The organism is Marinomonas pollencensis (assembly GCF_003387375.1).
Taxonomy (GTDB): domain Bacteria; phylum Pseudomonadota; class Gammaproteobacteria; order Pseudomonadales; family Marinomonadaceae; genus Marinomonas; species Marinomonas pollencensis.
The window spans coordinates 82,087-95,446 of the sequence record NZ_QUNG01000012.1 but is presented as its reverse complement, the minus strand read 5'-3'; the positions used below and the strand labels follow the sequence as shown (position 1 = coordinate 95,446).

The following is a 13,360-nucleotide window of genomic DNA, read 5'->3' as shown; positions in this document are numbered from 1 at the left end:
AACCCACTGTTTAGTAAGTGGTGGGTGTGGAGAGGTTCGAACTCCCGACATTCGCCTTGTAAGGGCGACGCTCTCCCAACTGAGCTACACACCCGCAATAATTTTACATCTTATGAGATGAGGAGCTTTAACTCCTAATACTTAGATAGTGTGAATATCTAATCACTCTTTGCCAAACTCACTTCTTTAAGAAAAGAAGTAAATGGCGGAATGGACGGGACTCGAACCCGCGACCCCCTGCGTGACAGGCAGGTATTCTAACCAACTGAACTACCACTCCAACACAATCTAAATCTTTTGCTCACTGTTACATGAACCCACTGTTTAGTAAGTGGTGGGTGTGGAGAGGTTCGAACTCCCGACATTCGCCTTGTAAGGGCGACGCTCTCCCAACTGAGCTACACACCCGTCATAATTTAACATCTTATTATGATGGGGAGCTTGAACTCCCGGTGTCTTGCGCCTTGTTAAGAAACGAATCTCCCAACTGAGCTACACACCCGCTTTACTTAAAAAGTAAAAGCTTTACATCCTACTAGATGTAGAAAATAAAAACTCAAGTTACTTCCAAATTAATGGTGCCGCCACCAAGAGTCGAACTCGGGACCCTCTGATTACAAGTCAGATGCTCTACCAACTGAGCTATAGCGGCTTAACGCTGAATCAATTTTCTAATACGACTCAATTAAGATAAGTGGTGCCGCCACCAAGAGTCGAACTCGGGACCCTCTGATTACAAGTCAGATGCTCTACCAACTGAGCTATAGCGGCATAACCATTTACCAGAACGCAGTTTACTTTCACTTTCATCTTCTATTAGAAGATGGTGCCGCCACCAAGAGTCGAACTCGGGACCCTCTGATTACAAGTCAGATGCTCTACCAACTGAGCTATAGCGGCTTTAATAAAAGCAAAATCTATTTTTTATTCTCACCTTCAATAAGCTAAGAACTTTGACCAAAATATGGTGCCGCCACCAAGAGTCGAACTCGGGACCCTCTGATTACAAGTCAGATGCTCTACCAACTGAGCTATAGCGGCATTTCTCAAATTTTGGTCGGGACGGCAGGATTTGAACCTGCGACCACTAGCACCCCATGCTAGTGCGCTACCAGGCTGCGCTACGCCCCGATGCAGACAGCAACACTGTCGCTGTCAGCGGGTGCGTATATTACTATAACGAATTGAAAAGGGAAGAGTTTTATTAAGTTTTTTTCAAATTAATCAAAACTATACCAAACCAGGGAGATATTGCTTACCTATTGATCTAAATATACTTATAAGCAATACCTACAGCCCATCCAGCAAAGCCACACCCTCTCTTTGCCGCTACGAGGTACTTCTCCTTTGAGAAGCCCCCTCCCCTCAATCAATCTACAAAGCCATCGCTTGCTAACTAAGCACTACACCGAAAACAAAAAAGCCACCCTAGGGTGGCTTTTTATTAGAACCGATCATGCCAATCATAAGGCCTATTAAGGAAGGCGCTTACTCTTGCATATAATTCTCTACCTTTGACTTAAGCTTTTGCCCCGGTCGAAAGGTAACAACGGTTCGAGCAGTAATTGGGATCTCTTCACCCGTTTTAGGGTTACGGCCTGGCCGTTGACTCTTTTCACGAACTTCAAAGTTTCCGAAGCCAGACAATTTAACCTGCTGCCTCTCAACAAGAGACTCTCGGATTACATCAAAAAAACCTTCTACAAGATCTTTTGCGTCCTTTTTAGCCAGACCAACAGAATCTACTAAATTTTCGGCCAAATCCGCTTTTGTCAACGATGCCATAAGATTACCCCCTTACAACGGCCCCTAACTTCTCAGCTAATGCCGCAACAATTGTTTCGACAGAGTTGTTTACTTCTTCATCACTAAGAGTGTGGGAAGGATGCTGCCACGTCAAGCCCAAAGCGACACTTTTTTTCGTATCATCAATACCTTGGCCTTGATATACGTCAAAAACAAGCACCTCTTTAAAGGCATCTCCAGCGCACTCAGTAATCACTTTTTCTAAATCAGCGACTGGAACAGAACGATCCACAAGCAAAGCCAAATCACGACGCACTTCTGGGAATTTTGAGATGGCTTTGTATTCAGGCAATTTCGCATCGATTACGGCCGCCAATGCGATATCAAACACATATAAAGGCTGATTAGCCCCCAGTGTTTTTGACAACTGCGGGTGCAACTCACCCAACATACCAACAAACTCACCATCGACAAACACATCGGCAGAACGACCAGGGTGCAAGAACTCACACTTCGAGCGCTCATAAGTAGGCTTATTACCATCATTCAAATCAAACAAAGCATCTACATGGGCTTTAAGGTCATAAAAATCCACCTTATCACTGTTGTGATACCAAGCTTCAGAATCACGACTGCCCGCAATCAAGCCAGAAATTTGCTGCTGCTGATCCAATTCATCCAGCGCTTCAACAGTACCGATAAAACGACGACCTGTTTCAAATAAGCGCACGCGTGATTGCTGGCGATTCTGATTATGCAAGTAGGCTTTCACCAAACCAGGAACCAAACTCGGGCGCATCACCCCCATATCCGCAGAAATAGGATTTGCCAGCGGCACCGGCTCAATGTCTGGTAAGAATTGCTTACTTAGAACAGGATCAATAAAGCTATAAGTAATCGCTTCTTGATAACCTTGCGCCACCAATACAGAACGCAACGCTTGAATTGGCGTTTTGCTTTCAGATTGAGGGGTAAAGTTCACCGCCGCTTGAGGCATGGACGAAGGCAAGTTGTCGTATCCGTAAATACGAGCCACTTCTTCTATTAAATCTGCCTCAATAGCAATATCAAAACGATGGGATGGAGCCTTAGTCGTCCAAGCCTCATCCGTTACTTCAAGCATTTCAAGACCAAGGCGCGTCAAAATATCCGTCACCAAGTCTTTATCGATTGAAATAGCCAAGTATTGATCAAGCTTTTTGCGACGCAGTGTCACTACCGCCGCTTCAGGCAAAGAAGCTTCTGCCTCTTCACGCACGATAGGGCCTACTTGACCACCGGCAATCTCAAGCACTAACGCTGTCGCTCTCTCAATGGCTTTTTCCTGCAAGCTTGCATCAACACCACGCTCAAAACGATGGGAAGAATCTGTGTGCAAGCCATATGAGCGCGCCTTACCTGCAAGAGCAAGCGGGGTAAAGAAAGCACTTTCAAGGAAGATGTCTTGGGTTTCAGCATTAACACCAGAACCCTCTCCTCCCATAACACCAGCAATAGCCAGTGGCGCTTTTTCATCCGCAATCACCAAAGTGTCTTCACGCAAACTAATCTCTTGCCCATCAAGCAGGACAATCTTTTCATCTTTCTGTGCCATGCGAACAACAACAGATTGAGACAATTGCGACAAATCAAAAGCATGCATTGGCTGACCCAGCTCAAGCATCACATAATTGGTGATATCAACAATCGGGTCTATCGAACGAACACCACTACGACGCAACTTCTCAGTCATCCATAAAGGCGTTTGCGCTGCCACATTAACGCCACGAATAACGCGCCCCAAATAACGTGGGCAGGCATCAGCCGCTTCAACTCGAACAGAGAAAGTATCATCAATAGACACTTCTGCCGCTGTCACTTCAACAGGCGTCACGTCAGCTTTATTCAACACACCAACTTCACGTGCCAAGCCCGCTAAGCTCAAGCAATCGCTACGGTTTGGCGTTAGATCAACATCAATAATTTGATCATCTAACCCCAAGAACGCGCGAAAATCTTCGCCAGTTGGCGCACTAAGAGGCAATTCCATAATCCCGTCATTATCCTCACTCACTCCCAATTCAGAAGCAGAGCAAAGCATCCCGAAGGATTCCACTTGACGCAATTTGGCTTTTTTAATTTTAAAATCCGCACCCAACACGGCGCCAATTTTAGCAAAAGGTATTTTAATACCCGCACGGGCATTCGGCGCACCACACACAACTTGAAACTGCTCGGTGCCATCCGTTACCTGACAAACTTGCAACTTATCCGCGTTTGGGTGTGGCTCAGCACTGATAATTTCACCCACAACAACGCCTGAGAATTCAGCCGCTACTGGTAAAACTTCATCAACCTCAAGGCCTGCTAGGGTAATTTGAGCCACCAAATCATCGCTACTGATGTTTGGATTGACCCACTCTCTTAGCCAATTCTCACTAATTTTCATAAAAACATCCTAGGTCGACTGGTTACTTAAATTGCTTAAGGAAACGTAAATCGTTCTCAAAAAACATACGAAGGTCATCCACTTTGTAGCGCAACATAGCAAAACGCTCGACGCCCATACCAAAAGCAAAACCTGTGTATTTTTCAGAATCGATGCCAGACATCTCAAGCACTTTAGGATGAACCATGCCACAACCCAACACTTCCAACCAAGACTCTTCACCCTTGCTATTAGTGCGCATGATATCCACTTCAATGGAAGGCTCAGTAAATGGAAAGTAACTTGGGCGGAAACGCACTTTAAGATCATCTTCGAAGAAGACATTCAAAAACTGCTGCAATATCCCCTTCAGATCGGCAAAGGAAATATTCTCATCAATCAACAAACCTTCCACCTGATGGAACATTGGCGTGTGAGTTTGATCAGAATCACAACGATATACACGGCCCGGACAAATAATACGGATTGGCGGCTGAGACTTTTCCATGGTACGCACTTGCACTGGAGAAGTGTGCGTTCTCAATACCGTAGTCGGATTAAAGTAAAATGTATCCTGCATCGCGCGCGCTGGGTGATGCGCCGGAATATTTAACGCTTCAAAATTGTGGTAATCATCTTCAATTTCTGGCCCTGCAGCCACATCGAAGCCAATACCACGGAAAAAGTTTTCAATACGCTCCATTGTACGAGTCACTGGGTGAAGACCACCAATTTCTTGACCTTTCCCTGACAAGGAGATATCGATTGTTTCGGTTGCTAGCTTTGCATCCAGAGCCGCTTTTGCAAGCTTACCCTTACGTTCAGTAATTTTTTCCTGAACCTGGCCTTTGGCTTCATTCACCAACTGCCCGAATTTTGGTCGATCCTCTGCAGAAACATTACCTAACTGTTTCAGCAAAGCGGTCAAAGCCCCTTTCTTTCCTAGGTAATGCACACGCACATCATCCAAGGCGGACTCGGTCTCAGACGCTGCTACTGCGTTTAACGCATCAGCAAGAATCTGTTTTAGATTCTCCATTTACATACTCCAAAAAATAAAATAGGGGAAGAGCGTTAGCTCTTCCCCTATTAAAGACTGCATTGGGTCATTCTTTCTAGTAAGACAGGATCTTTCAAGATCAAACCACCCTAAGGCTACGTCAGAAATTAAGCCAAGCTAGCTTTCGCTTTTTCAACGATTGCAGCAAAAACCTCTTTCTCGTACACAGCTAGATCAGCCAATACTTTACGGTCAATTTCGATTGCTGCTTTTTTCAAGCCAGCAATGAAACGGCTGTAAGATAAACCGTTGATACGTGCAGCAGCATTAATACGGGCAATCCACAAAGCGCGGAATTGACGTTTGCGTTGACGACGGTCACGGTATGCGTATTGACCAGCTTTGATAACTGCTTGTTTAGCTACACGAAATACACGGCTACGTGCACCGTAGTAACCTTTAGCTTGCTTTAAAATCTTCTTGTGACGGCGACGAGCCTGAACACCACGTTTTACGCGAGGCATAATATAAACCCTTTACTAATAAAATAAATTAACTTAAAAAAACTCTACAATTAAATGTAAGGCAACATGCGAACGATAAGAGCTTTATCGCTTTGTGCGATTTGGCTCAGAGCACGCAAATGACGCTTACGCTTAGTAGACTTTTTAGTCAAAATATGACTAGTGTGGGACTGCTTATGTTTAAAACCATTCGCGGTACGTTTGAAGCGCTTAGCTGCGCCACTGTGTGACTTAATTTTGGACATGATAAAACCACTCTCGCATTCGTTAATGTTATCGTAATTTCTTAATAACCAAGGCTATTGTAAATTACTTCTTCTTTTTGGGGCCTAGCACCATAGTCAATTGGCGACCTTCCATTTTCGCAGCTTGCTCCACGACACCATAATCGTCTAAGTCTTGAGCGACTCGATTCATAAGTTGCATGCCAAGCTCCTGATGGGCCATTTCACGACCGCGGTATCGTAGTGATACTTTGGCCTTATCCCCGCCTTCAAGGAAACGTATCAGGTTGCGGAGTTTTACCTGATAATCCCCTTCCTCCGTCCCTGGACGGAATTTCATTTCTTTTACTTGAATCTGCTTCGCATTTTTCTTTTGAGCGGCTTTTGCTTTCTTCGCTTCAAAAATATGCTTACCGTAGTCCATGATTTTACAAACAATGGGATCTGAATCAGCAATTTGAACTAGATCAAGCGTTGCTTCTTGAGCCGCTTTAAGTGCCTCTTCAAGAGAGACAACACCAACTTGTTCACCGTCAGCAGCGATTAAACGCACTTCAGTGGCTCGAATATTTTCGTTGATTAGAGGACGCTGCTTGCTCGCATTACGTCCACGATTCATATTACCTTTTATAACTATTTCTCCATTTTTTGTTTACGGCTACGGTGAGCAACTTCTGTTTGAAGCAGATCTTCAAAATCAGAGATACTCATCACCCCAAGATCTTCGCCGGTACGAGTTCGGACAGCAACTTGTTGCTGCTCCACTTCTTTGTCCCCAACTACGATCATGTAAGGCACGCGTTGAAGAGTATGCTCGCGAATTTTAAACCCGATCTTCTCGTTTCTCAAGTCAAGTTTTGCTCTAAAGCCGTTAGAATTTAATCTTTTTTCCAATTCAGAACAATAATCTGCCTGACGGTCTGTAATATTCATGATAACAACTTGTTCAGGCGCTAGCCAGACCGGGAAGGAACCTTCTGTCTCTTCAATCAAAATACCGATGAATCGCTCCAAAGAACCAACGATTGCTCGGTGTAACATAACAGGCGTTTGGCGAGAACCATCTTCAGAGACATATTGCGCATTTAGGCGAGTCGGCATTGAGAAGTCCACCTGAATGGTACCACATTGCCACACTCGGCCAATGGCATCTTTCAAAGAGAACTCGATCTTAGGACCATAAAAAGCGCCCTCACCTGGTAACTCTTCCCAATCCAATTCAGCGGCATTCAATGCCTCAGCCAAGGCCTTTTCCGCTTTATCCCACACTTCATCAGAGCCAACACGCTGCTCCGGACGAGTCGATAAGCGGTAAATGATCTGCTCGAAGCCAAAATCTGCGTAAACTTCATGCAACAGGTCAATAAACTCTGACACTTCTTGCTGGATCTGGCCTTCTGTTACAAAGATATGACCATCATCTTGTACAAAGTTTCGTACTCGCATAATGCCATGTAGGGCACCAGAAGGCTCATTACGGTGACAAGAACCAAACTCCGCCATGCGGAATGGCAAATCACGGTAACTCTTTAAACCTTGATTATACACTTGAATATGGCATGGGCAGTTCATTGGTTTCACTGCGTAATCACGGTTCTCAGAGTGTGTTGTAAACATGTTTTCATGATACTTACCCCAATGACCGGATTTCTCCCAAAGCACACGATCAACGATCTGAGGCGTTTTCACCTCTTGATAATTGTTCTCGCGTTGCTTGTTACGCATGTACTGTTCAACCGTTTGGTACAGGCTCCAGCCTTTTGGATGCCAAAATACCATACCAGGTGCTTCTTCTTGCACGTGAAACAGGTCAAGTTTCTTGCCTAGCTTACGGTGATCACGCTTCTCAGCTTCTTCGATACGAGTCAAATAAGCTTTTAATTCTTTTTTATCGTTCCAAGCAGTGCCATAAATACGCTGTAGCTGCTCATTGTTAGAGTCACCGCGCCAATAGGCACCAGCCAACTTCATCAATTTAAAATGACGAAGCACTCGTGTGTTAGGCACGTGCGGCCCACGACACATATCCATGTATTCTTCATGATGATACAGACCCACTTGGGTAACTGATTCATCCATATCATCTATTAAAGCGACCTTGTAATCTTCACCACGATCAACAAATTGTTGACGAGCTTCAACGATTGGCGTCATTTTTTTCACTACGTCATAATCGGCTTTCACCAATTCAGCCATACGTTTTTCTATCGCCGCCATATCTTCAGGTGTAAATGGGCGTTCGTAAGCAATGTCGTAGTAAAAGCCTTCATCGATCACAGGACCAATTGCCATTTTAGCCGTTGGAAACAACTGCTTAACAGCGTGTCCGACTAGATGGGCAAAAGAGTGACGGATAATTTCAACCCCTTCAGGGTCTTTTCCGGTAACGATACTGATCTCAGAATCTTCAGAAATCAACTCGCAAGCATCGACTAAGGTTCCGTTAATGCGTCCAGCAATGGTTGCTTTCGCAAGGCCGGGACCAATATCTTCAGCCACTTGCATAACAGTAACTGGATCGGAAAAAGTACGTTGGCTGCCATCAGGCAAAGTAATTACAGGCATTTTTTCTCCTATTTGGAGTCAGTGGTGCTCCATACCAGAGAGCACATGTCAATTTAAGGCGCCTAAAATAGCATTTTTGACTCTGTCTTGCGAACGCTAATTCACCTGTTACAACCAACAAAAGCTAAAACAAAATTCAATAAAAAAGAATGCTAGAAAATCAAGGCTTTTTTCTTAGTTTTAGCCATAGACATTCTCTTCACGCAGAGTAAAATTGGCATCCGTTTCGCAACACTCTTTAGTATCTGAAAGGCCTTATGGATCTTAATCATCTTGACGACTACTGTATTGAGACAACTCAATCAGAACCTGACCTACTCATTGAACTGGTTGAAAAAACCTATTCGGATATGGGGTACCCTAACAAGCTGTCTGGTAAAGTCATTGGCCGAACTCTAAAGCTTCTCGCCACCATTAAGCAGCCTAAGCGCGTTTTAGAAATCGGTATGTTTACCGGTTATTCTGCTTTATCCATTGCTGAAGGCATGCCCAGCGATGGTGAGATCATATGTTGTGAAACCAATCCTAGAGCAATTGAGTTTGCTCAATCCTTTTTCGATCGTAGCCCCCACGGACACAAGATCAAACCGATTTTTGGTCCTGCGCTGGAGACGATTCAAAATCTTGACGGTCTTTTTGACTTCGTCTTTATCGACGCTGACAAACGCAATTACCTTAATTACTACCAAGCGGTTATGCCATTGGTTAGTAAGGGAGGACTCATCGTCATTGACAACTCTTTATGGCAAGGCCGTGTTCTTGATCCTAAAGAAAACAGCGATTTTGCAGTCAATGAACTTAACGAATTAATTGCAAAAGACAGTCGAGTCGAGAATGTTCACCTTAATGTCCGCGATGGACTGAACCTCGTCGTAAAACACTAACCCCTATTTTTTCTATAAACCCGACTCATTTTTGGGCAACCAGAAGTGATTCGGGTTTATGTGCTATTCAAAAGATACTAAGTAAGAGGCAGCGATTTTGGTCGTTTTTAAAATCACAAATAATATCACTGGCAAACATTATATAGGCACGTCTTTCAATAGTGGCTTCCAACGCTTTGAACAATACGTAGAAGCAGCCAATGAAGGCTTAGATTTTCCACTGTACGAGGACATCCGAGAGCATGACCTTAGTGCATTTACAGTTGAAGAACTATTTGAAACCGAAGACAAACAAGAGCTTTACGAACTAGAAAAAGACTATGTCTCTATCTACAACGGTGAAAGCTTGCGTGGTTACAAAATCGGTCAAACCACTGCCAAAGCAACAGGACTTAGCTTCGGCAAAAAAGCCATGTTTGACGCTAACGGCGTATCTACTGCCGAACAGCCTAAAAAACCGCGCAAGGCAGCAGCAAAAAAGTCAATTGAGCTGCCTGTTAAAAAAGAAGTTGCTCCAAAACCGACAGCAAGCTCCTTTTTTGGTGAGCTCATTGGCGAAGACCGCTTAGACTCTCCTGCAGCCACCCCTGCACTAGAAGACCCAACTAAGCCGTCTGATATTACTAAAGTCGAACGCCCAAAAAGCAAAGCCAGCATTCAACGCATGCTGCGCGAGGCTGAAAAAGCAGCGAAGAAAGAACGCGAAGAAAAACTGAAAGCACAACAACAGGCCGAAGCCGAAGAAATGGCTCTAATCATGGCCAAAATTGATATTACATCAAAAACAGCGACGTCATCTTTCCGTCGCCGTAAAGGTTAAGCTGATTAGCAAACCTATATAGCAACAAGCTCTCAGTAAAAAAGCCCAGTGATTAGATCACTGGGCTTTTTTCGTTAAGCTGTCCCCTTAACCACATCAAACAACGACGAGCCTAAGCACGCGCTTTTTTCAATGTATCAGAGATCATAAATGCCAATTCAAGGGACTGATCTGCATTCAAACGCGGATCACAATGAGTGTGATAACGATCCGCCAAGCCTTCTTCTGTCACTTTGAAAGCACCACCCACACACTCGGTGACATTTTGTCCCGTCATTTCAAAATGCACACCACCAGCATAACTTCCTTCTGCTTTATGCACTTGGAAAAACTGCTGCACTTCTTTCAGTACATGGTCAACATGACGTGTTTTATACCCAGAGCTAGCTTTCACTGTGTTGCCGTGCATTGGATCACTGCTCCACACCACTTGCTTGCCTTCTTTCTGGATCGCTCTAATCAACTTAGGCATGCCTTCTTCAACCTTATCCGCTCCCATGCGAACAATGATATTCAGACGACCTGGATCATTATTAGGATTCAAAGCATCGCACAGGCGCAAGAGATCCTCTGGGTCCATTGTTGGACCTGCTTTAACCCCAATCGGGTTATTAACACCACGCAAGAACTCCACATGTGCACCATCTAACTGACGAGTACGATCGCCTATCCACAACATGTGCGCAGAACAATCATACCAGTCACCTGTTAGGCTATCTTGGCGAGTTAACGCTTGCTCGTAAGGCAACAACAAGGCTTCATGGGAGGTATAGAATTCGGTTTCTTGAAGCTGACTAATGCCACCACCCACACCACAGGCTTCCATAAACTGCATCGCATCATCTATTTTGTCCGCAATACCTTGGAAACGCGCCCCTGCTGGGCTGGCTTTTAGAAAATCCAAATTCCATTGGTGAACCTGATGCAAATCAGCAAAGCCACCTTGAGAAAAAGCACGCAACAAGTTCATCGTTGAAGCACTTTGATTGTAAACCTGCACTAAACGCTCTGGATCCGGAACACGCGCTTCAGGGGTAAACTCAATTCCATTGATAATGTCGCCACGATAACTCGGCAACTCAACCCCATTAATGGTTTCACTTCCAGCGGAACGCGGCTTAGCAAACTGCCCAGCCATTCTTCCCACTTTTACAACCGGGCATTTTCCAGCGTAAGTCATCACCACAGCCATTTGCAGCATAACTTTAAACGTATCGCGAATATTATCAGCATGAAACTCCGCAAAACTCTCTGCGCAATCTCCACCCTGTAGTAAAAAAGATTCGCCTTTGGCTACTTTAGACAAAGCCGCTCTTAATTGGCGCGCTTCGCCAGCAAAGACAAGTGGAGGCATTTTACCAAGCGTATTTTCCACCTGAGCTAAATGCTCGGCACTTGGGTAGACTGGTTGCTGTAACGCTGTTTTCTCTCTCCAGCTGGCTGGATTCCATTGATTCATATTTTCTAAAACCTTTTTTATTTGTTCACTCTCTGACGCCGCCTACTAACGAGCCACTACCCAGAGAATTTCTGCATCTTTACTCGATGTGGATACAACAGTGTGACCCATGCTGGCATCATAATACACACTGTCCCCTTCTTTTAATTCAATTGGCTCATAAAGCTCAGAGAAAAAATTAATCCTCCCTTCCAACACAAGCAAAAATTCCTCTCCATCATGACGAACCCACTCCTTAAATTCATCAAAACTTCTTGCTCGCACCTTAGTTTTGAATGGCACCATTTTCTTTCGGCTAATCGAGAAATTTAACAGTTCGTGCTCATAGGTCGCCGTTGGGTGGGGTTCCCCTTTACCTTTGCGTGTGATGTCACGCCGCCCGGCAATAGAATGCTCACTCGCCTCAACAAAAAGTTGCGGCAAATCCATCCCCAACCCCTTTATTAACTTCTGAACAATAGTGAAACTAGGTGATACCTGGTCATTCTCAATTTTAGAAAGAGTGGATCGGGCAATCCCTGTCCTTTTACTGACCTCCTCTAATGTCCACCCTTTGGTTAAACGGATTTCCTTTACCCGCTTACCCAACTCCAAAGGCTCAACAAAGCGATCGGGGTCTGATGCTGTAGCAGTTTCTAAAGACGGTCGACTTACCATAATTCACCTATCTCATTCTAAGTTCTAAAAGTTTACTAAAAGAAACAGCGTTAACCTATGGGATATGACCCATCTATTGCAATAAAAACAAAAAATGCCCACTAATGATGGGCATTTTTCGCTTTTATTGCATGATCACTTTCTTATCATCACGATGATTCTTTATAAACTACCTGGTTGCGCCCCAATCTTTTTGCCTCATACAAACAAACATCGGCTTTTTTATAGATGGATTCTCTGCTGTCTTCTTTAACGTTAAACGTCACACAGCCGACGCTAATGGTAATATTCATTTCGATGTCATTATAATAAAATGGTTTTTCACTAATTAGCTGACGATACCTTTCACAAGCTTCCTTTGCTGTTTTGCCAACACAATTGACGATCAGCACACCAAATTCCTCACCACCTACTCGCCCTAATGCATCATCAGAGCGCAACCCTTCAGACACTCTTTTTACGACTTCCGCCAACACATAATCACCTGCGTCATGACCATGCTCATCATTGACTCGTTTAAAGTGGTCTAGGTCGAACAAGGCAAATGAAAAGGAAGAGGCAAACCTTTTGGAACGAGCCACCTCTCTATCCAACACGGTTTCTAAAGCCCTGCGATTAAGTATGCCTGTCAAATGATCTGTTGATGCCTGTGCCTCAAGCACGTTATTGGCCAAAATAAGACGATGCCTCATGTCGGCAATCCGCTGCATGGCGAGCATTTTTGCTGACAATACTTTTTGGTGTATTGGCTTAATCAAGTAATCATCGCCACCAGCACGAATCCCTTCTTCTATATCATCCGCCTCAGCACTGGCACTGAGAAAAATAATCGGCACCCACTCTAAGTTACGCGATTCTTGAATACTGCGAATTTTATTCACTGCTTCAAAGCCGCCTAATTCAGGCATTTGCACATCCATCAGAATCAGGTCTAGTTCGTTGGCATCCTTTATGTACTGGATAATAGCCTGCTCTCCATCTACGGCTTCAACCACCTGATGGCCTAACTTCAACAAATACATTTTTAGTAAGAGTCGATCTGTGTTCGTATCATCAACTATAAGAATCTTCATA

12 protein-coding genes and 8 tRNA genes are annotated in these 13,360 nt (G+C 44.3%); 2 read left to right on the top strand and 18 right to left on the bottom strand.

Features of this window, described 5'->3' with window-relative positions; translation table 11 throughout:
- Positions 1 to 18: 18 nt before the first annotated feature.
- The 15 genes from DFP81_RS14980 to thrS all read right to left on the bottom strand — a co-directional run bounded on the left by DFP81_RS14980 (position 19) and on the right by thrS (position 8,466).
- Positions 19 to 94: transfer RNA gene (locus tag DFP81_RS14980), tRNA-Val, on the bottom strand.
- Between the two features lie 109 nt (positions 95 to 203).
- A tRNA-Asp gene (locus tag DFP81_RS14975) sits at positions 204 to 280 on the bottom strand.
- Positions 281 to 332: 52 nt separating this feature from the next.
- Positions 333 to 408: transfer RNA gene (locus tag DFP81_RS14970), tRNA-Val, on the bottom strand.
- A 168-nt stretch (positions 409 to 576) separates the two neighbouring features.
- Positions 577 to 652 (bottom strand) — tRNA-Thr (locus DFP81_RS14965).
- A gap of 43 nt (positions 653 to 695) precedes the next feature.
- Positions 696 to 771: transfer RNA gene (locus DFP81_RS14960), tRNA-Thr, on the bottom strand.
- Between the two features lie 53 nt (positions 772 to 824).
- Positions 825 to 900: transfer RNA gene (locus DFP81_RS14955), tRNA-Thr, on the bottom strand.
- Between the two features lie 65 nt (positions 901 to 965).
- Positions 966 to 1,041: transfer RNA gene (locus DFP81_RS14950), tRNA-Thr, on the bottom strand.
- Between the two features lie 13 nt (positions 1,042 to 1,054).
- Positions 1,055 to 1,131: transfer RNA gene (locus DFP81_RS14945), tRNA-Pro, on the bottom strand.
- 357 nt (positions 1,132 to 1,488) lie between these two features.
- Positions 1,489 to 1,785: an integration host factor subunit alpha gene (locus tag DFP81_RS14940; RefSeq protein WP_115898710.1), complete on the bottom strand. Its 297-nt coding sequence runs from the start codon at positions 1,783 to 1,785 to the stop codon at positions 1,489 to 1,491.
- A gap of 4 nt (positions 1,786 to 1,789) precedes the next feature.
- Positions 1,790 to 4,174, bottom strand: coding sequence for a phenylalanine--tRNA ligase subunit beta (gene pheT / locus DFP81_RS14935; RefSeq protein WP_115898709.1), 2,385 nt, complete (start codon positions 4,172 to 4,174; stop codon positions 1,790 to 1,792).
- A 22-nt stretch (positions 4,175 to 4,196) separates the two neighbouring features.
- On the bottom strand, positions 4,197 to 5,192 hold the full coding sequence (gene pheS, locus DFP81_RS14930) for a phenylalanine--tRNA ligase subunit alpha (protein ID WP_115898708.1): 996 nt from the start codon (positions 5,190 to 5,192) through the stop codon (positions 4,197 to 4,199).
- Positions 5,193 to 5,320: 128 nt separating this feature from the next.
- Positions 5,321 to 5,677: a 50S ribosomal protein L20 gene (gene rplT / locus DFP81_RS14925; protein ID WP_115898707.1), complete on the bottom strand. Its 357-nt coding sequence runs from the start codon at positions 5,675 to 5,677 to the stop codon at positions 5,321 to 5,323.
- 50 nt (positions 5,678 to 5,727) lie between these two features.
- A complete protein-coding gene (gene rpmI / locus DFP81_RS14920) occupies positions 5,728 to 5,922 on the bottom strand; it encodes a 50S ribosomal protein L35 (RefSeq protein ID WP_115898706.1) in 195 nt (64 codons plus the stop codon).
- Positions 5,923 to 5,986: 64 nt separating this feature from the next.
- Complete coding sequence (infC, locus tag DFP81_RS14915; RefSeq protein WP_115898705.1) at positions 5,987 to 6,520, bottom strand: translation initiation factor IF-3; 534 nt, start codon at positions 6,518 to 6,520, stop codon at positions 5,987 to 5,989.
- A 14-nt stretch (positions 6,521 to 6,534) separates the two neighbouring features.
- Positions 6,535 to 8,466, bottom strand: coding sequence for a threonine--tRNA ligase (thrS, locus tag DFP81_RS14910; RefSeq protein WP_115898704.1), 1,932 nt, complete (start codon positions 8,464 to 8,466; stop codon positions 6,535 to 6,537).
- 257 nt (positions 8,467 to 8,723) lie between these two features.
- Here thrS and DFP81_RS14905 point away from each other — a divergent pair, with 257 nt between their 5' ends.
- Entirely contained in the window at positions 8,724 to 9,350 is a 627-nt protein-coding gene (locus DFP81_RS14905; RefSeq protein WP_115898703.1) for an O-methyltransferase, read from the top strand.
- Positions 9,351 to 9,447: 97 nt separating this feature from the next.
- Entirely contained in the window at positions 9,448 to 10,170 is a 723-nt protein-coding gene (locus DFP81_RS14900) for a GIY-YIG nuclease family protein (RefSeq protein ID WP_115898702.1), read from the top strand.
- A gap of 112 nt (positions 10,171 to 10,282) precedes the next feature.
- On the opposite strand, the gene DFP81_RS14895 is transcribed toward DFP81_RS14900, so the two are convergent.
- The 3 genes from DFP81_RS14895 to DFP81_RS14885 form a co-directional block, all read right to left on the bottom strand.
- A complete protein-coding gene (locus DFP81_RS14895; protein WP_115898701.1) occupies positions 10,283 to 11,629 on the bottom strand; it encodes a class II 3-deoxy-7-phosphoheptulonate synthase in 1,347 nt (448 codons plus the stop codon).
- Between the two features lie 45 nt (positions 11,630 to 11,674).
- The gene (locus DFP81_RS14890; protein WP_115898700.1) at positions 11,675 to 12,286 is read right to left on the bottom strand and encodes a helix-turn-helix domain-containing protein; all 612 of its coding nucleotides are present in this window, start codon (positions 12,284 to 12,286) and stop codon (positions 11,675 to 11,677) included.
- A 149-nt stretch (positions 12,287 to 12,435) separates the two neighbouring features.
- Positions 12,436 to 13,359, bottom strand: coding sequence for a GGDEF domain-containing response regulator (locus DFP81_RS14885; protein WP_115898699.1), 924 nt, complete (start codon positions 13,357 to 13,359; stop codon positions 12,436 to 12,438).
- Between the last annotated feature and the right edge of the window lies 1 nt (position 13,360).

Excerpts from the sequence above, each read along its gene's own strand:
- DFP81_RS14940 (WP_115898710.1), bottom strand. The coding sequence starts at position 1,785 with ATGGCATCGTTGACAAAAGCGGATTTGGCCGAAAATTTAGTAGATTCT.
- pheT (WP_115898709.1), bottom strand. The coding sequence starts at position 4,174 with ATGAAAATTAGTGAGAATTGGCTAAGAGAGTGGGTCAATCCAAACATC.
- pheS (WP_115898708.1), bottom strand. The coding sequence starts at position 5,192 with ATGGAGAATCTAAAACAGATTCTTGCTGATGCGTTAAACGCAGTAGCA.
- rplT (WP_115898707.1), bottom strand. The coding sequence starts at position 5,677 with ATGCCTCGCGTAAAACGTGGTGTTCAGGCTCGTCGCCGTCACAAGAAG.
- rpmI (WP_115898706.1), bottom strand. The coding sequence starts at position 5,922 with ATGTCCAAAATTAAGTCACACAGTGGCGCAGCTAAGCGCTTCAAACGT.
- infC (WP_115898705.1), bottom strand. The coding sequence starts at position 6,520 with ATGAATCGTGGACGTAATGCGAGCAAGCAGCGTCCTCTAATCAACGAA.
- thrS (WP_115898704.1), bottom strand. The coding sequence starts at position 8,466 with ATGCCTGTAATTACTTTGCCTGATGGCAGCCAACGTACTTTTTCCGAT.
- DFP81_RS14905 (WP_115898703.1), top strand. The coding sequence starts at position 8,724 with ATGGATCTTAATCATCTTGACGACTACTGTATTGAGACAACTCAATCA.
- DFP81_RS14895 (WP_115898701.1), bottom strand. The coding sequence starts at position 11,629 with ATGAATCAATGGAATCCAGCCAGCTGGAGAGAGAAAACAGCGTTACAG.
- DFP81_RS14890 (WP_115898700.1), bottom strand. The coding sequence starts at position 12,286 with ATGGTAAGTCGACCGTCTTTAGAAACTGCTACAGCATCAGACCCCGAT.
- DFP81_RS14885 (WP_115898699.1), bottom strand. The coding sequence starts at position 13,359 with ATGAAGATTCTTATAGTTGATGATACGAACACAGATCGACTCTTACTA.